The 22,080-nt window shown below is 36.6% G+C and carries 21 protein-coding genes; 5 read left to right on the top strand and 16 right to left on the bottom strand.

The genetic code is table 11. The features are described from left to right. Nucleotides 1–213 precede the first annotated feature (213 nt). From msrB to RIV7116_RS19165, 4 genes are all read right to left on the bottom strand, one after another. On the bottom strand, nt 214–627 hold the full coding sequence (gene msrB / locus RIV7116_RS19180) for a peptide-methionine (R)-S-oxide reductase MsrB (protein WP_015119966.1): 414 nt from the start codon (nt 625–627) through the stop codon (nt 214–216). A 211-nt stretch (nt 628–838) separates the two neighbouring features. Beyond that, complete coding sequence (gatC, locus tag RIV7116_RS19175) at nt 839–1,129, bottom strand: Asp-tRNA(Asn)/Glu-tRNA(Gln) amidotransferase subunit GatC (RefSeq protein ID WP_015119965.1); 291 nt, start codon at nt 1,127–1,129, stop codon at nt 839–841. A 223-nt stretch (nt 1,130–1,352) separates the two neighbouring features. Beyond that, on the bottom strand, nt 1,353–1,874 hold the full coding sequence (locus tag RIV7116_RS19170; RefSeq protein ID WP_015119964.1) for a photosystem I assembly protein Ycf3: 522 nt from the start codon (nt 1,872–1,874) through the stop codon (nt 1,353–1,355). An 86-nt stretch (nt 1,875–1,960) separates the two neighbouring features. After that, nucleotides 1,961–2,647: an SOS response-associated peptidase gene (locus RIV7116_RS19165; RefSeq protein ID WP_015119963.1), complete on the bottom strand. Its 687-nt coding sequence runs from the start codon at nt 2,645–2,647 to the stop codon at nt 1,961–1,963. A gap of 395 nt (nt 2,648–3,042) precedes the next feature. Here RIV7116_RS19165 and RIV7116_RS19160 point away from each other — a divergent pair, with 395 nt between their 5' ends. Further along, nucleotides 3,043–3,654: a glutathione S-transferase family protein gene (locus RIV7116_RS19160; protein WP_015119962.1), complete on the top strand. Its 612-nt coding sequence runs from the start codon at nt 3,043–3,045 to the stop codon at nt 3,652–3,654. Between the two features lie 334 nt (nt 3,655–3,988). Here RIV7116_RS19160 and RIV7116_RS19155 read toward each other — a convergent pair whose 3' ends face one another. The 5 genes from RIV7116_RS19155 to RIV7116_RS19135 form a co-directional block, all read right to left on the bottom strand. Beyond that, nucleotides 3,989–5,827, bottom strand: a complete 1,839-nt coding sequence (locus RIV7116_RS19155) for a lipoxygenase family protein (protein ID WP_015119961.1) — start codon at nt 5,825–5,827, stop codon at nt 3,989–3,991. A 366-nt stretch (nt 5,828–6,193) separates the two neighbouring features. Next, nucleotides 6,194–6,931, bottom strand: coding sequence for an MlaE family lipid ABC transporter permease subunit (locus RIV7116_RS19150; RefSeq protein WP_015119960.1), 738 nt, complete (start codon nt 6,929–6,931; stop codon nt 6,194–6,196). A 113-nt stretch (nt 6,932–7,044) separates the two neighbouring features. Further along, the gene (locus tag RIV7116_RS19145; RefSeq protein ID WP_015119959.1) at nt 7,045–7,269 is read right to left on the bottom strand and encodes a DUF167 domain-containing protein; all 225 of its coding nucleotides are present in this window, start codon (nt 7,267–7,269) and stop codon (nt 7,045–7,047) included. Nucleotides 7,270–7,453: 184 nt separating this feature from the next. Next, complete coding sequence (locus RIV7116_RS19140; protein WP_015119958.1) at nt 7,454–7,996, bottom strand: DUF2231 domain-containing protein; 543 nt, start codon at nt 7,994–7,996, stop codon at nt 7,454–7,456. A 74-nt stretch (nt 7,997–8,070) separates the two neighbouring features. After that, nucleotides 8,071–8,811, bottom strand: a complete 741-nt coding sequence (locus tag RIV7116_RS19135) for a DUF2993 domain-containing protein (RefSeq protein ID WP_015119957.1) — start codon at nt 8,809–8,811, stop codon at nt 8,071–8,073. Between the two features lie 562 nt (nt 8,812–9,373). Between RIV7116_RS19135 and RIV7116_RS19130 the strand changes: the two genes are divergently transcribed. Then, the gene (locus RIV7116_RS19130; protein ID WP_015119956.1) at nt 9,374–9,571 is read left to right on the top strand and encodes a hypothetical protein; all 198 of its coding nucleotides are present in this window, start codon (nt 9,374–9,376) and stop codon (nt 9,569–9,571) included. Nucleotides 9,572–9,785: 214 nt separating this feature from the next. On the opposite strand, the gene RIV7116_RS19125 is transcribed toward RIV7116_RS19130, so the two are convergent. The 5 genes from RIV7116_RS19125 to RIV7116_RS19105 all read right to left on the bottom strand — a co-directional run bounded on the left by RIV7116_RS19125 (nt 9,786) and on the right by RIV7116_RS19105 (nt 14,453). Next, nucleotides 9,786–10,676 carry a hypothetical protein gene (locus RIV7116_RS19125; protein WP_044291049.1) on the bottom strand — a complete coding sequence of 297 codons (891 nt, stop codon included), beginning with the start codon at nt 10,674–10,676 and terminating at the stop codon, nt 9,786–9,788. A gap of 83 nt (nt 10,677–10,759) precedes the next feature. Then, complete coding sequence (locus tag RIV7116_RS19120) at nt 10,760–11,125, bottom strand: transposase (protein WP_157229301.1); 366 nt, start codon at nt 11,123–11,125, stop codon at nt 10,760–10,762. A gap of 148 nt (nt 11,126–11,273) precedes the next feature. Further along, nucleotides 11,274–12,059 carry a DUF4058 family protein gene (locus RIV7116_RS19115; RefSeq protein ID WP_015119953.1) on the bottom strand — a complete coding sequence of 262 codons (786 nt, stop codon included), beginning with the start codon at nt 12,057–12,059 and terminating at the stop codon, nt 11,274–11,276. 3 nt (nt 12,060–12,062) lie between these two features. Then, nucleotides 12,063–12,848 (bottom strand): DUF4058 family protein, encoded by a 786-nt coding sequence (locus RIV7116_RS19110; protein ID WP_015119952.1) that lies wholly within the window; start codon nt 12,846–12,848, stop codon nt 12,063–12,065. A 96-nt stretch (nt 12,849–12,944) separates the two neighbouring features. Next, a complete protein-coding gene (locus RIV7116_RS19105) occupies nt 12,945–14,453 on the bottom strand; it encodes a UbiD family decarboxylase (RefSeq protein WP_015119951.1) in 1,509 nt (502 codons plus the stop codon). A gap of 221 nt (nt 14,454–14,674) precedes the next feature. On the opposite strand from RIV7116_RS19105, the gene RIV7116_RS19100 reads away from it, so the two are divergent. Next, the gene (locus tag RIV7116_RS19100) at nt 14,675–15,067 is read left to right on the top strand and encodes a four helix bundle protein (protein WP_371261548.1); all 393 of its coding nucleotides are present in this window, start codon (nt 14,675–14,677) and stop codon (nt 15,065–15,067) included. Between the two features lie 47 nt (nt 15,068–15,114). Here RIV7116_RS19100 and RIV7116_RS19095 read toward each other — a convergent pair whose 3' ends face one another. Next, complete coding sequence (locus tag RIV7116_RS19095; protein ID WP_015119949.1) at nt 15,115–17,130, bottom strand: tetratricopeptide repeat protein; 2,016 nt, start codon at nt 17,128–17,130, stop codon at nt 15,115–15,117. 565 nt (nt 17,131–17,695) lie between these two features. Here RIV7116_RS19095 and pruA point away from each other — a divergent pair. Further along, entirely contained in the window at nt 17,696–20,695 is a 3,000-nt protein-coding gene (gene pruA, locus RIV7116_RS19090) for an L-glutamate gamma-semialdehyde dehydrogenase (protein ID WP_015119948.1), read from the top strand. A gap of 174 nt (nt 20,696–20,869) precedes the next feature. On the opposite strand, the gene RIV7116_RS19085 is transcribed toward pruA, so the two are convergent. Next, the gene (locus RIV7116_RS19085; RefSeq protein WP_015119947.1) at nt 20,870–21,445 is read right to left on the bottom strand and encodes a Uma2 family endonuclease; all 576 of its coding nucleotides are present in this window, start codon (nt 21,443–21,445) and stop codon (nt 20,870–20,872) included. A gap of 111 nt (nt 21,446–21,556) precedes the next feature. Between RIV7116_RS19085 and RIV7116_RS19080 the strand changes: the two genes are divergently transcribed. Further along, nucleotides 21,557–21,994 carry a GNAT family N-acetyltransferase gene (locus tag RIV7116_RS19080; RefSeq protein WP_015119946.1) on the top strand — a complete coding sequence of 146 codons (438 nt, stop codon included), beginning with the start codon at nt 21,557–21,559 and terminating at the stop codon, nt 21,992–21,994. Nucleotides 21,995–22,080 lie beyond the last annotated feature (86 nt).

Raw genomic sequence — 22,080 nt, 5'->3', positions numbered from 1 at the left:
GTTGCGCTTCGCTTAACCCAACCTACAAAGCTGCTGATGTTTCTTCACCTGTAGCTGTTGGTTAAGAAAAATAAATTGCATAGAATATACGGAATATAGCGAGTTTATCTCAAAACCTTCATAAATTTATAGAGACGTAAAATTTTACGTCTCTACATTATTTAATGAGATTAACTAAAATTTTGGATTGAAACCAAACCGAAATTAGAAGAATTAACCTTCTTCCGGCTTAAACTCAAGGGAAACGCCATTCATACAGTAGCGCTGTCCGGTAGGCTTAGGTCCATCACCAAATACATGACCTAAATGTCCGCCGCAGTTACTGCAATGAACTTCGGTTCTAGTCATAAATAACTTTTTATCAACCGATGTTTCAATTGCATCATCCATAGGTGCATAAAAACTTGGCCAGCCAGTACCGCTATTAAACTTAGTTTCCGAGGTAAAAAGAGGTTGACCGCAAGCAGCACATACATAAGTCCCTTTGTCATAATTTTTATCTAAGGGACTCGTGCCAGCACGTTCGGTACCGTGTTTACGTAATACTTGGAACTGCTCCGGAGTCAGTTCTTGCTTCCACTCTTCCTCAGATTTCTTAACTTTGAATTCACTATTTGAAGTTGTCATAATTGCTGAAATTCCGAATTACATAACCCAATAATTATATTTAATCGCAATATTTCGTTACATAACACTATCTTTCGATGGGAATAGGAGATAGGGCATGGGGCATGGGGCATGGGGCATAGGGCATAGGTACTTAGAAATTGTGTAGGAATTCTATTAACGTTCTTACCAATTACCAATTACCAATTCCCCATGTCCAATACGCTATTACCTATTCCCCGCTCATAATTTTCGGCACTTTGAAATATTCACCTTCTTGCTCGGGGGCGCTTTGGAGAATTTCTTCTCTATTAGCATAAGGCTGTAGGTTGTCTTCGCGTGTCACATTGCTGACATCTATAGCTCTAGTTGTAGGTGGTACATCCGTAACGTCTAATTCGCTCAATTGATCGAAATAATCTAAAATATCGCCTAATTGAGTAGTGAATTTTTCTTCTTCTTCCGCTGTCAATTCTAAACGCGCAAGATGAGCAACTTTACGTACTTGTTCGCGGTCAATCATGTTTTTTAGTTATAAATTAACAAATAAGTTGTCAATAGTTAATCGTAATCCAATTTAAGAAAAATAAAATAAACGAGCCAAATGTCCATACCGCAAAAAGCTAAACATCTTGTGGTACCGGCATCCTGCCCGTTTTTACATTTTACACTAATTAATTTTTGCAATTAGTTGCCATAGCGTATTAAGAACTAATAACTAACCACTAACAACTAACAACTAACAACTAAAAATATACGTCAATTTGCGATCGCCCTGTGGTTTTGAGCCAGTTTTGAGCTTCAATATAGTTGTTTGGAGCCATGCGGATAGCTCGAATCCAATAATCAGCAGCTCTATCAAACAGGGCTTCTCCTCCATCTTGATCCCCAGCTTCTTTGGCTTTTTCACCTTTGAAGTGATAAATAACGGCAATATTATTCAAAGCTTGGGGCAAACGGGGATTGAATTCTAATGCTTGATGATAGAGTTCCAAAGCTTTGTCATGGTCGCCATTACTGGCATAAATTAAGCCCATGTTATAGAGGATATAGCTTTTATCGTTAACATCTTCTTCAAGTTCCAAAGCTTCCTCATAGTTTTCCAAAGCTTCGGCATATTCACCGTCTGCTTGGGCTGACATCCCGTCTCGATAATAAACAAACGCTTCTTTGGCTTTTTTATTAGCTGGCAGAAGCTTGAGTATGAGGTCTGCCATTACCGTAAAGGACTTATCGATAAAATTATCGTTCTTCTGAGTTCTTGGCATATCTGACAATAATTATAGTGGTAACTGGTTGCTGGTTATTGGTTGCTATTAATAGCTAATTTAACCAAAATTTTTGGCATTTTCTGTTAATTTTTCTCTCTTTCTGGCTTAATGCACTCAAGACTGTTATGATTTGGATTATTAACTCTTATGCTTACTGCGTAAGATGTCATTTTTTCAGATAGATAAGGGTGCAATAGTTGTTGTAATAATTCAGTTTTCTGTAGATGCGGGTCTAACCACTGTTCATAATCTGGCTGCTGGAGAATTACTGGCATTCTATTATGAATTGGTTGTAGTAACTCGTTAGCATCAGTAGTAATTATTGTGCAAGAATTTATCTTTTCGTTTTCGGGAGATTGCCATTCTTCCCATAAGCCCGCGAAGGCGAAAGGCTGTTTATCTTGTAACTGAAAATAGTACGGCTGCTTTTTATCTGCGAGCTTTTTCCATTCGTAAAAGCCATCCGCAAGTACCAAGCACCGTCTGCGTTTAAAAGCAGAACGGAAAGAAGGTTTTTCTGCTAATGTTTCTGCCCTAGCATTAATCATTCTCGATCCGATTTTAGAATCTTTCGACCATGAAGGAATCAATCCCCAACGGAGCAATTGACATTGGCGTTTTTTGCTTTCGGAATCGTATAAAACCGTTGCGACAGTCTGAGTCGGTGCTATGTTATACCGTGGCTCTAACTGACAGTTGCTAATATCCGAAACTTCAAACATTTCTTTTAACCTGTCCGGTTCTGCTATCAAAGTAAATCTTCCGCACATATGATTACGAGCTATTGATTTTACAGGTCTATTTAAACACCTATGATAAATGATTTTTTGTAGCAAAGTAGATAACCATTACATAGATAAAAGAATTCACGTTCATAATAAATAGAACCTTTAACCTATATATAGCTAATGTATAGCTGAAAAAGCATAAGTATTCTTCAACAAATAGCGTTAAATATGATTCATAAAGATTGGTATTAATGTTTTTATTATTATCCGTATATGAGTAGCAACAAAATCATTGTATCAATTTAAAAAACTTAAAATATAGTTTTAAAGAAATGTGTGTATTATGAAAAATTTATAATTAATTTACTGTTTTTTGGACAATTTATTGTAATTTAAATTTAAATTGAAGAATCATTTCTTAAATCGATATTTTTAGTATGGAAACGCTGCGTTTGTATGATTTTTTACCTTCAGGGAATGGCTATAAAATACGTTTGTTATTGAAACAAATTGGTATGCCATTTGAAAGAATTGAAATCAATATATTGAAAGGAGAAAGTAGGACTTCGGAATTTTTAAACAAAAATCTTAACGGTAAAATACCAGTTTTAGAAATTGGAGAAGGTAAGTACCTAGCAGAATCAAATGCAATATTAATGTATCTGAGTGAGGGGACAGAATTTCTCCCCTACGACCATTATTTAAAAGCACAAGTATTGCAATGGTTATTCTTTGAACAGTATAGTCATGAGCCATTTATAGCTACATCTAGATACTGGATTTCTATTTTAGGTAAAGCAGAAGAATATAAACAAGCATTAAAAGAAAAACATCAACGCGGTTATGCAGCACTTGAAGTAATGGAAAATCATTTAACCGGAAAAAACTTCTTTGTTGGAGAGCGCTATACGGTTGCTGATATTGCTTTATTTGCTTATACCCATGTTGCGGATGAAGGAGGATTTGATTTAAGTAGATTTAAAGCTATCGGGGCTTGGCTCGAAAGAATTAAAGCGCAACCGAGATTTATTGGTATTAAAGAAGGGTAATTGGTAATTGATAATTGGTAATGGGGTATGGGAAACAGGTAGGAGTGGGTAGTAACTAATAATTCTTCTCCCTATCTCACCCTTTTCCCACCTTTCTTGACGATAAAAATTAATTTCGGTGGTGCGTGCTTCTAATACTGTTGAAAAAGGTAATTTATAGGAAGCAAAAAGAATTGATATCTTAATTTACAAGTCTGGAGGTATTGATATCGATAAATTGAAGCTTCATTGGTATATTTTATATCTAGCAATACAAAAGACAAAGCCTTGAAATTAGTTTCAAGGCTGTTGTAAAAATCGTGCAAGTTATTATTTTATTAATGTTTAACGATTCCTATCCACTAACACTGTTGGACATTCGAGAAGGAAGAAAACCTGGATAGCATTCCTTACGACGTTGATTTCGTCGTTTAATCCGTCTCTCTACTATTTCTAAGCGATTTTGTAAACCTCTGAGAACTCTAATGGTTCTTGGATCTTGAAAACTATTCGTACCAAAATCAGTAAATGCCTTGGGATCGCGTTTGGTACCTACTAATGATATAAATTGAACTTGAACAAGAGTTGGTTGTATGACCGGTAGGAAACTCGTAAGGCTATTTTCGTCGGCGAATTGACCTTTAGCTGTGGGGATAGGCTGATAAAGCGCTCCAGGCATATTAGGAATAAAAGCCATATATTGATATTGAATCCAAGCGATGGCTGAATGTTGCGGACCAGCGGTGAAAATCATTTGTGTCAAAATATCTATCAATTGGTCGCGATTTGTCAGTCTAGCTGGTAGAGAAACTATACCAAATCCACCTTCATTAACGGGTTTTCGTAAAGTTTGCAACCAATTTTGTAACTCGAAATCTTCGCGGATATCTCGGTTGGATTTGTAATAAATCCCAATATATCTACTTACGTAGTTTTCCAAGGTATTCCAGACGAGTAACCCATCATCTCTATAGGGAAAATCTCTTAATGTATAAGGATTATCAACACCGCGCTGACGTAAATAGGTAGGAAGTGCAAAGTCGCTGAAGTTGTTGAAATAGTCAGATACACCTCTTTCGGCAAGTTGCAGCGAGCTTTCTAAAGAACCTGGTAAGATAATATCCACCGCTCCCCCAGGATTAATTAGTAACTCATCGGCAAGGCTATTGATTGCCATTGTGAACTCAAAATGAGGTTTTAAGAGTACGTTCACCGGATGGCGAGCAGCGAGCTGACGTACTGTAGCTAATGCAATTGGTTCCATTACCAGATGAGTCTGCCCCAAGTGACGGTAAAGCTGATTAACATAAAAATCAGCCATCTGGGCAATTAGCTTGGCTAAAGTCCAGTCTACGCCATCTAAAGGGGTACAAAGCAAACTTTCACCCGGCACCTGTCCCAACTGAATCGCAATGGGAATTAACTGAAAATCGCCGCGAATTCTTTCTGCTGAATAAAGCGCAATTGGAGCAGCTAGAAATTTATTTTCTTGGGGTTGAAGGTCATCAAGTATGGCATAATCGGTGACAAATAAACCGCCTTTTTGAATAGCGCTATCAAGAGTTTTATTAATACGCTTTCTGCCTTTTTTCGCATTCAGTACGGCTTTAAAAATCTCATCAGTTATCCCAAGTTTGTCACGAAGGTTGTAATCAAGCGTGAGAACATTCCTCAGTTCCATTGGATTGGGACCAGAAAGCCGCTGTTGTGCAAAAACATCATCTTTGCGGAAGTCTTGAGCAATATCGGGTAGCGGTAAAACCGGAAACAACGCAGCGTAGTCATCCAAACTTTGAAATGGTTTGGGATTATCCAGAAATGCTTGTTGATTAGCTGCTATTTTTTCTGATAAAGTGGCTCGATTGCTGTTATATCCTTCAGAAAATGCTTCTCGTTCGGGTAGAGTTTCTACTCTGGGTGAATTGGGCAGTCGCAATCCAAGTTGATATTCTTCGCGAGTCTTTTGCAACTGCATTTGGCGTTCTTGTTGAGTTGCCGATGAATCCTTCTGAGGTAGGCTTGGGATAGTGGGATTATCTGGTGCTTGAGGTTTTTCGGGTTTAGTTTCGTTATTTATTAAAGTTTCTAAACCAGGAGTACAAGCTAAAGCCATCAGCGCCATCATGGTACGGCGCGAGAAAACGTACTGCTCGACTAATTCTTGTCGTCTTTGTTTTGGAGTGGGCGTTCGCATAGAATTATTCCCCTAAAAAATTAGCAGTTGCTTACTTAATTCATAGGTATGATTAAGTGCTATATATGCAATTAGAAATATAATTTAAGTTATAGATTATTTATAGTCAAAGTTAGAATCGGTAAAAGCTATTGAGTAATTAAGATGCTGATAAAGAAAAAATGGAACAAAGAAAATATATATAAATTGAAAATTGACAAATATTCGTCTTTAAGTCTCGCAATCTATTCATTACTTGCATTTAAGCGTTTTTTCTCAAAATTAAGCATATTTATGTACTGCTATATCCTTAAGAGTATATCGTTTCAATATTTAATATTTGATGGCTGGTAATCGATACATTAATTAACAATAGATATAAAATATTTAAATTGCAGGGGTTTCAAAGAAAAGCAAAGAAAGGAAAAAATCCATAATAAAAATACCGATCCAACTGCTTACAACAGCTTTAGTTGACGATTCCCCAACTTCCTTTGCACCTCCACAAGTAGATAAACCGTAGCTACAGCCGATAAAAGCAACTAAAACTCCGAAAACAAAACCTTTGAATAAGATAATAAACAAATCTGATGTTTCTAGAAACTCTCTCACCGATTCTAGAAATATTTCTGGAACTACCTGATAAAACTCTCCTGCGGCAAATATTCCACCAATAATTCCGGTAACTAAAGAAAAAATAGTTAATATTGGTAACAGCAAGCTACAAGCAACAACTCTAGGAAGAACTAAATAATCAATAGGATTAGTTCTCAACATATACAGCGCATCAACTTGTTCGGTAACTATCATCGCACCAATTTCCGCAGCAAAAGCAGAACCCACTTGTCCAGCGATTATACTAGCCGTTAAAATTGGCGCTAATTCCCGACAAAAAGCTAGAGCAAAAGCACCACCAACTGCATTCACAGCACCAAACTGGACTAATTCTCTTGCAGTTTGAATTGTAAAAATCATACCAGCAAAAAAACTTACCAATAGCACGGGAGAAATCGAACCGGGTCCAACTTTCACCATATGTTCTAAGATATTGCGGTAACAAGTTTTTCCCCGCAACAAACGCAACCATATTTGACCAAATAGCAGTAGAGCGGAAATCAAACGCACAACTTATATTTCCTGCTTGCTTTTGGTTGCAATTTTAACGTCATTGGCTGTTCGCTGCTAATAATCTTACGCAAGCAACAGCTTAGAAAACTGTTTGGCTGCCATAATTTTCATCAATCTGTATCAATCTCAATCAGCTTTTGACGCGACGAAGCACCCGACTTAATACGAATATAAGATTTGGGTACATTGAACTTCTTAGATAATATTTTGATTAATTCTTCATTCGCTTTACCGTCAACAGGCGGCGATTTCAATCGTATAGTCAGGCTACCGTCATCTTCTTCGATGATTTCTTGTTTTTTAGAATTAGGTTTTACTTTGACTATTTTTTGCATAAATTAAAAATTGGAGATTGGGCATGGGGCATTGGGCATTGGGTTCTAGATTTATATATTATTATTGAGCAATGTAACTGATATATAATCAATAAATCTAATCAATAAAAAAGTGCGCTAGATTACCTAGCACACATTTAATTAATGACTATTGAGAACTGATAACTGTTAACTGCTAACTGACTTAAAGTTGTTCTGGATTACCGTTACCGATGACAGAAATTTTATGACGATAAACTAATTCACCACCATACCAACCAGAAACACCGAGAAGTGTAGCTACAACAGTCGAAATTGCCAAACCCCAAGGTAATACTGGTGCTGCGGGCGAACCCCATCGCAGTATCAAATTGATTAGAGTTAATAATAAAGCCGAAATATTAAACACCATATGCGCCCAACCAGCGGTACGTATGCGGGTTCTTTCGATTCGGAAAAAATCAAGCATTCCAGTTATAGCAGCAACAATTCCAGCAACAAAACCAGCAGCTATTAAATAAAAAGATGCTCTTGCCCAAAAGATATCATTAGTAAACCAGAAGACAGCATCTGATAAAAAAGCACCGACTAAAAAAGCAATTGGGAATTGTACGAGGATTGGGTGAATTGGATGTCCTAGAACAGCTACAGTACTGGGAACACCAGCATCCCGAAATTCTCTATCATCTGTTTCTAGAACTTTGGGAATATTAGGATAAGGAGATGTTCTTCTACCTTGAGTATTCATAATAAAAGGTTAAAGGTTAAAGGTTAAAACAAAATTTGGTTATTGTTCACTGTTCACTGTTCGCTGTTAATTGATTACTCTGTAGGGATTTTTTCAACGTAAGCTTCAGCTGACATAATTAATTTTCCAGCTTCTACTTCTAAACTTTTGACTATTAAATCCATTCCTTCTAAATCAAAGTTGCTTAAATTTAATAATTCGCTGGTTTGATTTACTAATGCTTGTGTTAATTCGGGGGAAGTTTCTTTTTTATCGCCATAATCAACATTTTCCAAAGTTACAGTTTTACCATCACTACTTACTTGCGGTACTGCGGAAAATGCAATTTGATGTGTTTCTCCTGATTCTTTTAATATTAAACTAGCATCTAACTCTACTTTGCCTTTCCCTGGTAAACGAAAATCAACTTTTCGAGGAACAATACTTGTTGTTTGTCCGTTAATATTAATTTTCTGGCTCATTAACTGCTGCTGTACGTACTCAGAATAGAAAGCGCGATTGATATCTTCTTCGAGTAAAACAACTCGCGTACTACCTTTAGCTGGTTTGGTAAGTTCAATTTCTCCGAAAGCTGTCTTCATGGGATTGATAGAAACATCCTCAATATGCATATCTAATTCCTCCATGCGGAGGTCTTTATTCATTACCAAGCCGTCGCCATCAATATCAACTGATTCGACCTCTCCTTGAACCGCTTTTAAAGGATCGGTTTCGATATCAACGTCTAAATCTTCAACTTCATCTAACTGACTTGTGATGCCAACTTCGGCAGCTTTATTAAGCGCTTCTTCCCCTAATCCTTTAGTTTCGGGCATTATGATATTTTCTCCGATTGCAGATTCCTTTAAGTTAATTTATGAAATTTATAACAGAAAGTTATCTCTCTAATGGGGTAGGAAAGGTGTTTTATTTATCAGTCTAGAAGGATAAATTTGATTTTAGAGCAGTAAAGAGTTGATAAAATTTTTTTGAGTAAAAATTATAGATTAATTTGATGAGATTGAGCAGCATTTGAAAGATATTGCAACAATTAAAATACCCTTCTTGGAAGTAGAGCAGGGATAAAGAATTTTAAGTTTATTCAGGTGATGTTTTATCTCAAATCCATAAAAGGATTAAAGATAAATTGCTCGTATTTCTTTAATGACATTTATTGTCTTAATTTCAGTCAGCAGACATTTGTTTGTACGTTGGTAGATGTGTGTTTGATTATGGCAGGGTTTTGGGGAAGTGGGGGGAGTGCGATAGAGGCAGCATAGCTGAACTCGCTAGTAGGATTGGGGATTTTGGGAGTGTCCTAGTTTGCGGTAGTGAATTTTCAAAAAAAAGAAAATATTATTTTTTAGAGTTCTATAAAATATATCAACCGATTCTTATATGTATACGAAAAAGCAATGGCTAATAATTGTTAGGAATATATTACGAAGACTAGGATATAACACAACTACTTTAGGAATTGATGCAGAAATAAATAGACTTTCTACAAAAGATGCTCAAATAGTTTATAGAAAAACACTTCAAGAAATTCTTCATGAAGATGATTTTAACTATAGTCTTGCAGAAATAGATAAATAGATAATAATAAAAAATATCTAATCGATATAAGAGAATAGTTTTACTATAAAATCATCAAATAATCTGTTGTATTTATTATATCAAAGTAGATAATAGCAATAGCTATTTTGTGGCTAAACATTAAGGTTAATTTACTATATTATCATAGATTGATAGAAGAAATATATGTAGCGAATAAGTGAATTATTTTAACTAATCGCATAAAAATATTATATTACTGTGATAAAATTTTTTCTAAAAGAATATCAATATATTCACAAATTAATTTTCTAGATAAGTGATTGGGAATTTTTTCTTTAATTTTTTCATCATTCAAAACTATTTTTTTTGTATACTCTAGAGCTTTAATTTTTTCATCTTTACTCAAAGCATTATACTGAATAGATTCGATAGGAAGTTTCTCAGTATTGTATCTCATACTACATATTAGCCAACCTCTTAAATAACTATATAACTCTCTACATTTATTTTTAAAATCTTCTTTATTGTCATATGTCACAGTTTGAGAAATTACACTATTGACTAAACCTTTTAATAGCTTTTTGTCACTTTCATCTGAATATAATAAACCATTTATTGCTTTGATAGAATATTTAAAATTTTCGTTGTATTCTTCAAGTTTATTTTCTTTTACATCTTCTGCCATAACTCCTTGAATATCAATTTTGTTCAAGCCATAATCTTCATTGATTAGAGCGAAAAAGTCTATCATATGCTGTTTAGGATATTCCTCACTATTATATTTTTCTTTGAAAAAGTTCTCTATTTTATTCGCTTTATCTTCTAGGTCTTTTTCTAGTTGCTGAATAACATCTTTCTTTTGTTCAATCCTTTGCTGCTGAATTTGTCCAATAACACCACCTGTAAGTAGGGAAACAATTATTTTCCCGATTATATCATTACTGCTTGAGTTATTTTTGGAGGAGAGAGTGTTATTCTGCGATACAAAATTAATACTCGTTGATTCTTTCTTTGAATATTCTTTTAGATGTGCATTAGCAGGCTTATTCCCTATTAAAAAACAGTTAATTATACATATAATAGGAAGTAAAGATTGTGATATAAATAATAACTTATTTAGCTTATTCATAAGTAATGATGTCATTTTTTAGCAAATCAATTTTACAGTAAATACATGAATTAAAAATGGATAAAATTCTCTCCCCTCTGTGGGGAGAGCTAAAAAAATTAAAGTTTAACCCCCATAAACCGTTCCAAAACTTCAGACTCCTCCTCCTTAATCTTCCTCACCATAGAAGCCGCAGTATTCTTATTAACCCCAATCTCCTTAGCCAATTGACGCACGCTGATACCTCCGGAAGAATTCATCACAAGACGAATCGCTAAAAACCATTTATCTAAACTCACATGAGTTTTGTGAAATATTGTACCAACAGTCACGCTAAATGATACATAACACGAATTGCAATGATACCTTTCTTCACTTTTGTACGCTGTTGCGTTGGTTGACTCGCAGTAAGGACACTTTGGCTTTCCATCCCAGCGAATTTGCTCAAGAATTGCGATATATTTATCGTTATTTAATGTCATCATTATGCTCAGAACTCTGGGCATAACGATGTCATAAAAGTATTAAATGTCTGTTTTTATACGTAGTTTTAGACACAAAAAAGCGCTGAGGTTGTTTACCTGAGCGCTTTCTATCAATATGAATATAAACGTGATATTAATTATTGTTGATTTATCTTAATTTTTGTTGTTTCAAAATCTCATCAACCCAATTTTTATCTTTTTCACTTAAAGTGGGGACAGCTTCTTGATTATAATCAACTACTAAATCATATCCAGAAATATCATAAATTTCATTCAATAATTCCTGTAAATTAATAACTGGTTCCCTATCATCACTACGCAAGGGTAAAGAGAAAGAAGGAATTACATTTTGTAAATTAAAAGCATATAAATCGGCTATTGGACGGGTATCGCCGCGATAAACTAAAATCCGATAGTGACTCTGAATCTTATTCTCAACTATCGGCATTGGTTGACCTTTTCGTAATAAGTCAATTTCTACTAAATTAGTACGAGTTTCTAAAATAGTTTCTCGTTTTTTCAAGTATTTTTGTCTTCCTTTGCCAGGACGTTTGTTGCTAGGTGAAAGAATTTCTATTGTAGTTATTAATGCTTCTGTACCTACTTCTCGAACTTCCAAATAACCTTCTTTAATTGTTAAAGGAACGGGAATTCTAACTTTTACAGGTTCTACAGTTGGTTCTGCTACTGCTACATTAGTTGTTGTAGAATCATTCGCAGTTTGCCGACTTATTATAGTGACATCAGGAATACCTACCTGTAATGAATCCTCATCTGAAGTTTCATAAGTTCTGACTTCAACTGCAACCCGGTATTTAGGACGTAATTGAGGAGATAAGAATCTGGCAATTTCTATAATTAACCAGTGATGTAATCCTGGAAATAGTTCGGGATGTTCTAAATATGGATTCATTCCGGTAAATGGAGAAGGCATAATTTATCTTAATTTTTGTTCTTTTAAAAGTTCATCTACCCATATATTATCTTCTTCCCTCAATGCAGGTACGGGTTCTTGACTATAATCTATAACTAAATCGTAACTTGCTCTTTCATAAATACCGTTAATTAACTCTTGTAAATCTACGAGAGGCTCTTTATCTTCTTCGCGCAAAGGTAAAGGGAATGTGGGAATATTGTCTTTTAAATTAAATGCATATAAATCAGCTTTGGGACGTTTATTGCTGCGACTAACTAATATGCGATAGTCACTTTGAATATCATGATTCAACATTGGCATCGCTTCACCTGCACGTAACAAGTCAATTTCAATCAAATGCGTTGAAATTGTTAATATTCGATTTCTTTTTGTTTCGTATGCATTTCTTCCTTCTCCAGTGCGTTTATTTTTAGGAGAAAGAACTTCAATTACTGCCACAACTTCTTTTGTTTCGACTTTTCGTACTTCTAAATATCTTTCTTTAACTGTTTGAGGAATTGGAAGTGTTACTGAGGATGGCTGAGTCGAAGAAGTTGCGATCGCAATATTTTCGGTTTGCGAACTCGTTGCTGTTTGCGAGCTTCGCACTACGACATCAGGAATACCAACTAAAACTCTATCATCAGGAGTAGTTTCATAAATTCGTTCTTCAACTGCTACAAAGTATTTAGGACGTAGTTGAGGTGATAAAACATCTGCTAAAAATACAATTATACGTCCATGAATACCAGACCAAAATTCAGGACTTTCTAAATAAGGATTCATTCCGGGAAATGGATTAGACATTTCTCTACCTCTTTGAAATATTGTTCTAAAAAATAGTTAATAAACAAAATCCTCCAAAGACGTAGCAGTGCTACGTCTCTACATTAATAACTAGTTCTATTTCATATCGTAACCAAACAGGTTAACGTCAACTTCTCCCAATTTCAAATCATCCAAACCGTATTCTGCCCATCTTCTTTCAACCATCGCTGCTACTTCGTCATCGGATTCTAACGGCGCACCCCATTCGTGTTCGGTTTCTGGAGGAATTTTAGTCGTTGCATCAATTCCCATTCTTCCACCTAAGCCTAGTTTTTCGCTGGCAAAGTCTAAGGTGTCGAAGGGTGTATTGGGCAATATAAACACGTCTCGGGTGGGATCTACTTTGGAGCTTATTGCCCATACAACTTGACGGGGGTCGCGAATGTTTATATCTTTATCTACTACAATCACGAATTTGGTGTAGGTAAACTGCGGCAAAGCGCTCCAAAATGCTAAAGCTGCCCGTCGTGCTTGTCCGGGGTATGCTTTATCTATAGATATTATCGCCGCTTTGTAACTCAAGGCTTCCATTGGTAGGAAGAAGTCAACGATTTCCGAAACCTGCTGTCGCAGAATTGGGGTGTAAATTCGGTTGAGAGCGATCGCCATCATGGCTTCTTCTTTTGGTGGACGACCGCTGAACGTGGTTAAATACACCGGCTCTTTTCGGTGTGTCATGCATTGAAAGCGAACTAATGGCGAATCTTCAACGCCGCCGTAATAGCCCATGTGGTCTCCAAATGGCCCATCTGGCAATACTTCCCCAGGGGTAATTGTTCCTTCTAAAACAAATTCGGAGTCTGCGGGTACTTCTAAATCAACTGTTTTACACTTGGCTAAACTAACACCCGAACCACCGTATAAACCCGCAAACAACCATTCGGATAAATCAACGGGAATCGGCGTAGCTGCCGCCATAATAATTAACGGATCGACACCTAAAGCAATCGCTACTTCGAGTTTCTTACCATTCTCCGCAGCTTTGCGTAAATGTCTGGCTCCACCGCGCACCGAGAGCCAGTGTACGGTCATGGTATTTTTAGATTGTAGTTGCAAGCGATACACGCCGACGTTTGGCGTGCCGGTTTCGCAATCTTTGGTAATTACCAAACCTAAAGTAATAATTTTGCCTGCGTCGCCGGAATAAGGGCGAATTAAAGGTAATTTATTTAAATCTAAATTATCACCCTGCACCACAACTTGTTGGCAAGCAGGGAAAAAATCTCTTCCCGGCTTCGCTTTAACAACATCAAACAAAACCTTACCAAAATCAACTGCTTGAGAAATCTTTTTTGGTGGCTTTGGCTGCTGTAACATTGCTAACTTTTTCCCCAAAGTTTCCAATTCTTGGGGATGTTCCATATTCATAGCCCAGCAAATCCTTTCCACGGTTCCCATTAAGTTCACCGCAACCGGAAAATCAGCACCTTTAACATTTTCAAAAATCAAACCGGGGCCACCTTTTTGCAGCATCCGGTTAGAAATCTCCGCAATTTCCAACTCAGGGTCAACTTTAGCGGTAATTCGCTTTAATTGTCCCCTTTCTTCCAAAATTTTGATAAATCCCCGTAAATCTCTCGCCATTGTATATATAAATCGTAAAGTTATTTGAAGCGTTATTTATATTATCAGGCAAAAGTGGGGAATTGGGGATTGGGTAATTGGTAATGGGTAATGGGTAATTGGTAATGGGTAATTGGTAATGGGTAATGGGTAATTGGTAATGGGTAATTGGTAATTGGTGATGGTATATAGGAATTATTTGTAAGAAGGTTATTTTGTGATTGATTTTGGGAATTATAGAGATGTTGTTGCCATATCAAGAAATAAGTTTGACAAAACCTGATTTTGAGAATTTACAAGTCTATCAGTTAGCTGAGAAATTAGCTAATAAAATTTGGAATATTGTTCAAGAGTGGAAGCAATTTGAAAAAGATACAGTTGGTAAACAAATAGTTCGTTCGGCTGATAGCGTTTGTGCAAATATTGCAGAAGGAAGAGGTTGTTTTAATGACCAAGATAATCGTCGCTTTATTAGAATCTCTAGAGGCTCCTTATACGAAACTATTTGTTTTTTAAGATTAGCTTATACAAGAAAAATGTTAACTAAAGAACAATCACTAAAACTTAAACCAATAATCGATGAACTATCACCCAAGCTGAATGCTTACCTGAATTCCATAGGTAATAACAAATAGTTTAATTACCAATTACCCATTACCCATTACCAATTCCCATTCCCAACTTACGGAGTAAGTTCCTTAATTCTCGACATTGCATCTTGATAATTATTCTTTTCGCCTCTTTTAAGAAAAATATCTGCTGCTGCTTGATAATCTTCAATTGCACCCGGTACTTTAGCTAAATCTGTACGTAGTAAACCGCGATTGTAATAGGCTGAAGCGTATTCGGGATTGAGTTCAATTGCTTTGGAATAATCTGCTAATGCTTTATTCCATTTTCCTAATTCTAAGTAAGCATTACCGCGATTGTTATATGCTGTTGACTGAGTAGAATTGAGTTTTATTGCTTGATTGTAATTTTCAATTGCTCCTTCAATGTCTTTCATTTGAAAGCGATATTTACCACGATGAACGTAAGCTTTTGCGTCTTCGGGATTCATTTCGATGGCTTTTTCGTAATCGTCATAAGCTTGTTTGGGATATCCTAAATCTGTGTGAACATCTGCACGGGCAATATAGGCATCAACGAATCTAGAATCTAATTCAATTACTTTAGTAAAATCTTTTTTAGCGGCTGCTTTTTCGTTGAGTGCGTAGCGAGTTTTACCGCGTTCGTAATATGCAGAGGCATATTTAGGATTAATTTCTATTGCTTTACTAAAGTCTTTGATTGCTTCTAGTTTGTCTCCTATTTCTCGATGTACAATTCCTCTTTGAAAGTAGGCTTTCGTAAATTTTGGCTTGATAGCAATTGCTTGATTTAAATCGGCGATCGCCTTACGATTTTCTTTGATTTCGTGACGGGCTAATCCTCTACCATAATAAGCGTCGGCATATTCGGGATTGAGTTTAATTGCTTGATTGTAATCTATTATTGCTCCGTTAAATTCTCCAACTAAATAAAGACTAAATGCTCTATCATAATAAGCATTTGCATCTTGAGGATTGTTACGAATTGCTGCACTAGAATCTTGCTGCGATTTTTCGTAGTTTCCCAAACGATAATAAGCGTCTCCACGAAAGTTGTAAGCTGAGGAATATTGGGGATTTATTTTAATGGCTTGAGAAAACAGTTTTACTGCTTGTTTGTAGTCTGCTTTTTCGTAGTTGGCGATTCCTTGATAGTACAGTTTCCTCGCATAATTTAAGTCTTTGGATGCAAAGAAAAACCAACCTACCGCACTGACTGTGATAAAACTACCTAGAAATAAGAATAATTTAGGATTTTTTGAGAATTGTGTTTTTAATGGTTGTAATACTAAATTTGGTTGGGGTTGATTAATTGTTTGTAAATCGTTTAATACTTCTTTCGCTGATTGATAGCGGTTTTGATAATTTAAATCCACCATCTTGTCGATGATTTTGGCAAGTTTAGCTTTTACTTTGTGGCTGCGAGGATACCAAACTATTTTTTGGGCATCAGAGTTTTTCTGATTTTTTCGGTTAGTAATTTCGCTTGCCGATAAACCTGTTAATGCCTCAATAGCAATTATACCCAAAGCATAAATATCGCTGTTCAATTGAGGATTTCGATAAATTTGCTCTATGGGCATATATTCTGATGAAGCCACTAAGTTAGATACTGCTTCTTGCGGCGCACCAAAATCAGTTAAAATTAGCTTATTGTCTGACTCTCTACGAATAATATTTGCTGGTTTTATATTGCGATGAATTATGCCGCGATAATGTATAATTACTAATATTTCCAAAACTTCTAATAATATTTCTAATACTTTTTCAGAGCTTAATTTTTGCCCGGTAATTATTTCTTTTCTTAAAGATTGACCGAGAATATATTCTCTAACTAAATAAAAGTTTTTATCCTTGATAAAAAAATTGCTTAAATGAAGAATCCTATCATCCTTTTTTGCTAAATACTCTAGAGGTTTTGTCTCTGTTTCTAAGACATCATGAGATATTTTTAACAGAGTAGAATCTTTACTGGATGGGAGAAACTGCTTTACTACATATTGATGAAAATTTGATTGACTTGTATCTTCACTTAAATAACTTCTACCTCCTGGAGTACCACTAAGTAGCTCAATTATTCGGTAACGCTCTAGGATAATATTACTCATGGTAGATGACGAAACCTATATATACAGCTTTGCTATCTTAATTGAAGCTACTCGATTAAAGAAAGCAAACTGCACTGCATTTACCAACATCAAATGCCAAAAAATATCTATATTAAAAAGTTTTATATGTTGAATATATACTTAGAAAAATTGCAATTTATTCTCAATAGATATTGATTGATTAAATATTATTTTAATTAAGTTGTTTATATCAAGATTGATTATTGTATTTTGTAATCCAAGTATAATATTTAATTATTGATTGAAGAATTTTGTTAATCTATCTGACAACAAGATAAAAATATTCAAAATATTATTTTATATAGCAGTTTTCAGTTGAATAGAATACACCCCTCTACTTAATAATGGGGTGAGGTTTCTCAAGCTGTATTGCACTCAAATGAAAAGCGCCATATATCTGTGTTTTGATGACATTTAAATTTCGATTAGATTTCGATTCTTTAATTTTTACTTATGGATGTGGTGGTAGCAAAATTAAAAAGCCAAAATAGAATATAGAGGCTTTATTACGAAAGCCTGACATTCTACATGGAGCGTGCTATCAGTGGTATTACAGGTTGAGAAAGACATCTACGAAGCGAAAACTCAGGAAATCGCCAAGCAGTTATTAAGCGCAACTGGGGAAAATCGTTCTTTATTTTCGGCTTTGCGCGATCAAATGCGTCCCGATGATAAATTATTAGCATGGGCGATGAGCAATCCTGGTTTGCGGGTGCAGTTATTTAGATTTATCGATACCCTTCCGGCTTTGAGAAGTAACCCGGAGATTGCCGCACATTTACAGGAATATCTTGGTGATGATTCGGTGGAATTACCTTCAGCGTTGAAGGGAATGCTCAACTTTGCAAATCCCGATTCTGTGCCGGGGAAGGTTGCCGCGACAACAGTTTCTAAAAGTGTAGAAACTTTAGCTCATCGGTATATTGCTGGAGAGAATATCAAGCAAGCACTAAAAAGTATTGAAAGACTGCGTAAAGAAAAGATGGCTTTCACCGTAGATTTATTGGGTGAAGCGGTGATAACGGAAGTCGAAGCCGAGTCTTATTTACAAAGATATATGGATTTGATGGCGCAATTAGCGGAGGCTTCCAAAAAGTGGAAGAATGTGGCGTTAATTGACGAAGCTGACGGGGAAGAATTGCCGAAGGTACAGGTTTCGGTAAAGTTGACAGCTTTTTATTCGCAGTTTGACCCTTTAGATGATAAAGGTAGTGAAGAGAAAGTCGTTTCCCATATCCGCAGTTTGCTGCGTCGTGCGAAAGAATTGGGTGTTGCCATCCACTTTGATATGGAGCAATATATCTACAAAGATTTAACTTTCGGGATTTTGAAAAAGCTGTTAATGGAAGAAGAGTTTAAACAGCGCACCGATATCGGGATGACAATTCAAGCTTATCTCAGAGATAGTGAGGAAGATGCCAAGAGCTTGATTGAATGGGCAAAACAGCGCGATAATCCAATTACAATTCGCTTGGTAAAAGGAGCTTACTGGGATCAAGAAACCATTACAGCAGAGCAAAAACACTGGAAACAGCCAGTTTACAACGATAAAGCTGCCACCGATATTAATTTTGAGAATATTACTCAATTATTATTAGAAAATCATCAATATATATATGCTGCCATAGGAAGTCATAATGTTCGCTCCCAAGCTAAAGCTATAGCCATTGCTCAAAGTTTAAATATTCCCCAGCGCAACTTTGAGATGCAGGTGCTTTACGGTATGGGGGATAAAATTGCTAAGTCTTTAGTAGAGCAGGGTTATCGCGTGCGGGTTTATTGCCCTTATGGTGAATTATTGCCGGGAATGGCTTATTTAATTCGTCGTTTGCTGGAAAATACAGCTAATTCCTCTTTTATTCGCCAGGATATGGAAAATCATCCCGTGGAAGAGTTGATTGCACCCCCGGTTATTGGAGAGGGGGTAGAGAGGGAAGAGGCAAAAGATAATTCTTCAGAAGCTTCTGCGGTTACTTCTTTCAATCCTGCTGCCGATAGTGATTATGCGATGGAAGAATTAAGAAAGAAATCTCAAGCTGCTTTTGAAAGCGTTAAGAAAGAGCTTGGGAAAACTTATTTACCTTTAATTAATGGGGAACACGTAGAAACTGAGCAAAAAGTTGATTCGGTTAATCCTTCTAATTATTCTCAGGTGGTAGGCAAAGTTGGTTTAATTAATGTCGAGCAAGCTGAAACTGCGATGCAAGCGGCGAAAGCGGCGTTTAAGACTTGGCGTAAAACATCTGCAAAGCAGCGCACCGATATTATTCGCAAAGCTGGAGATTTAATGGAAGAGCGTCGGGCTGAATTATCGGCTTGGATTGTTTTAGAAGTTGGTAAACCAGTGCGGGAAGCAGATGCAGAAGTCAGCGAAGCGATTGATTTTTGTCGCTATTATGCTGCGGAAATGGAACGTTTAGATAAAGGTTTCAATTATGACGTAGCTGGAGAAAATAATCGTTATATTTACCAGCCCCGAGGAATTACCGTAGTGATTTCTCCCTGGAATTTCCCCTTTGCGATCGCAACGGGTATGACGGTTGCAGCTTTGGTAACTGGTAACTGTACTTTGCTCAAACCAGCGGAAACTTCGGCGGTAATTGCAGCCAAGATAAAAGAAGTTTTAGTTGATGCGGGAATTCCTCAAGGCGTGTTTCAATATGTCCCCGGAAAAGGCTCTGTTGTCGGCTCTTATTTAGTAAATCACATCGATACTCACGTTATCGCTTTTACTGGATCGCAAGAAGTAGGCTGCAAAATATACGCAGATGCAGCCGTGTTAAAACCCGGTCAAAAGCATATGAAGCGAGTGATTGCCGAAATGGGAGGCAAAAACGGGATAATTATTGATGAAAGTGCAGATTTAGACCAAGCAGTTGTCGGTGTAGTTAGTTCGGCATTCGGTTACAGCGGACAAAAATGTTCTGCTTGCTCTAGGGTAATAGTTGTAGAAACCGTTTACGATACTTTTATTCAACGTTTCGTAGAAGCAACAAAATCCCTTAATATTGGAGAAGCAGAATTACCGGGTACTCAAGTAGGACCAGTAATTGACGATAAGTCTCAATCTAGAATCCGCGAGTATATCCAAAAAGGTAAAGCAGAAGCCGAAATTGCGCTGGAAATGTCTGCACCAGAAAACGGTTATTTTGTTGGTCCAGTAATATTTGGAAACGTACCGGCAGATGGGATAATAGCTCAAGAAGAAATTTTTGGTCCTGTAGTTGCAGTAATTAAAGTTAAAAATTTCCAAGAAGCCTTACAAGTAGCCAACGGTACCAACTACGCTTTAACTGGGGGACTTTATTCCCGCACACCTTCCCATATCCAACAAGCCCAAGAAGAATTTGAAGTAGGGAATTTATACATAAATCGCACCATCACCGGCGCAATCGTTTCCCGGCAACCCTTCGGTGGCTTCAAACTTTCCGGAGTCGGTTCAAAAGCAGGAGGTCCCGATTATCTTCTACAATTTTTAGAACCCCGTACTATAACTGAAAACATTCAGCGTCAAGGTTTTGCGCCGATTGAAGGAGCGGATTAATTAAATAATTGGGCGTGGGGCATGGGGGATTGGTAATAGGTAATAGGTAATAGGTAATAGGGATAGGGAAAATATAATTCCTAACTCTTAACTCCTAACTCCTAACTTTCTTCCCCTCTCCCCCTTTTCCTCAGCGCCCTCTGGGTACTAGAAGGGTTTATTATTCCCAGAAAACTAATCCCACACAACTGATAAATCTAAAATAAATCCCGGTAATACCTCTTCTCCCGATAAACTTGGAGGAGAGTTTAATACTTCTACTGCTTGCCCTTGACGATAAATTTCTACCTGACGACTTCGTTTAAGCAGCCAGCCTAATTTGACACCCGCAGCCATATACTCTTGCATTTTTTTCTGAATATCGCTTAAACCGTCGGATGGAGACATTAACTCTAATACGAAATCTGGAGCAATCGGAGGAAACTTTTCTCGCTGCTGTGCGCTAAGTGAATTCCACCTTTCTAACTGTATCCAAGATACATCCGGAGAGCGATCGCAACCGTTAGGAAGTTTGAAGCAGGTAGAAGAATCAAATACTTTACCGAGTTGAGTTTTGCGGTTCCAAATTACAAATTCTGCATTGATTTCTGAATTACGGTTGCCGGTTTCTCCTCCGGTTGGTGGCATTACAATTAATTCTCCCCATTGATTGCGTTCTAATTTAATATCGGGATTATCCCGGCATAGTTGATAAAATTGGTCGTCATTAAGCTTCATGACGTTGTTAAAATTGATGGTGATAGCAGTCATGGCTGCGGGTACCTCATAAATCAACAGGTTTGTAATTTTTGCAAAGACATGAAACGAGTGCGCTACTACCGAACATAATATAAGAAACAAGCTAGATTTAAAAGAAACCGAATGACTGAAATAACTGTAAAAGTTGTTGAATGGGAACAGTATCCAGTAATTGAGATAATTAGAAGAAGAGTATTTCAAGACGAACAAAATGTACAAGCACAATTAGATATAGATGGTAAAGATAAATTTTGTCCGCAGTTGATTGCTTATTTAGATAATGCTGTGGTGGGTACTGCCAGAATTCGATATTTAGATAGGAAAACGGCAAAAATTGAAAGATTAGCGGTTTTATCTTATGCCAGAGGAAATGGTATCGGTAAAAGGTTAATGCAAAAAGCTTTGGAAGTGATAGCCAGTGAAAATATAGCCGAAGTTTACATTAATGCTCAGGAATATATCAAAGGATTGCATCAACAATTGGGTTTCGAGCAAGTTGGTGAAGCTTTTCTAGAAGCCGGAATTCCTCATGTAAAAATGGTAAAAATCGTTAGTAGTTGAGAGTTAGTGGTTAGTGGTTAGTAGTTAGTGGTTTAATCATTCTCCTCCCTCTGCAATGCCCAACGCCCAAAGCCCAATGCCCCATG

The organism is Rivularia sp. PCC 7116, from assembly GCF_000316665.1.
In the GTDB taxonomy this organism is placed as follows: domain Bacteria; phylum Cyanobacteriota; class Cyanobacteriia; order Cyanobacteriales; family Nostocaceae; genus Rivularia.
The sequence above is the reverse complement of the archived record's forward strand: the minus strand, read 5'-3'. Positions and strand labels throughout refer to the sequence as shown.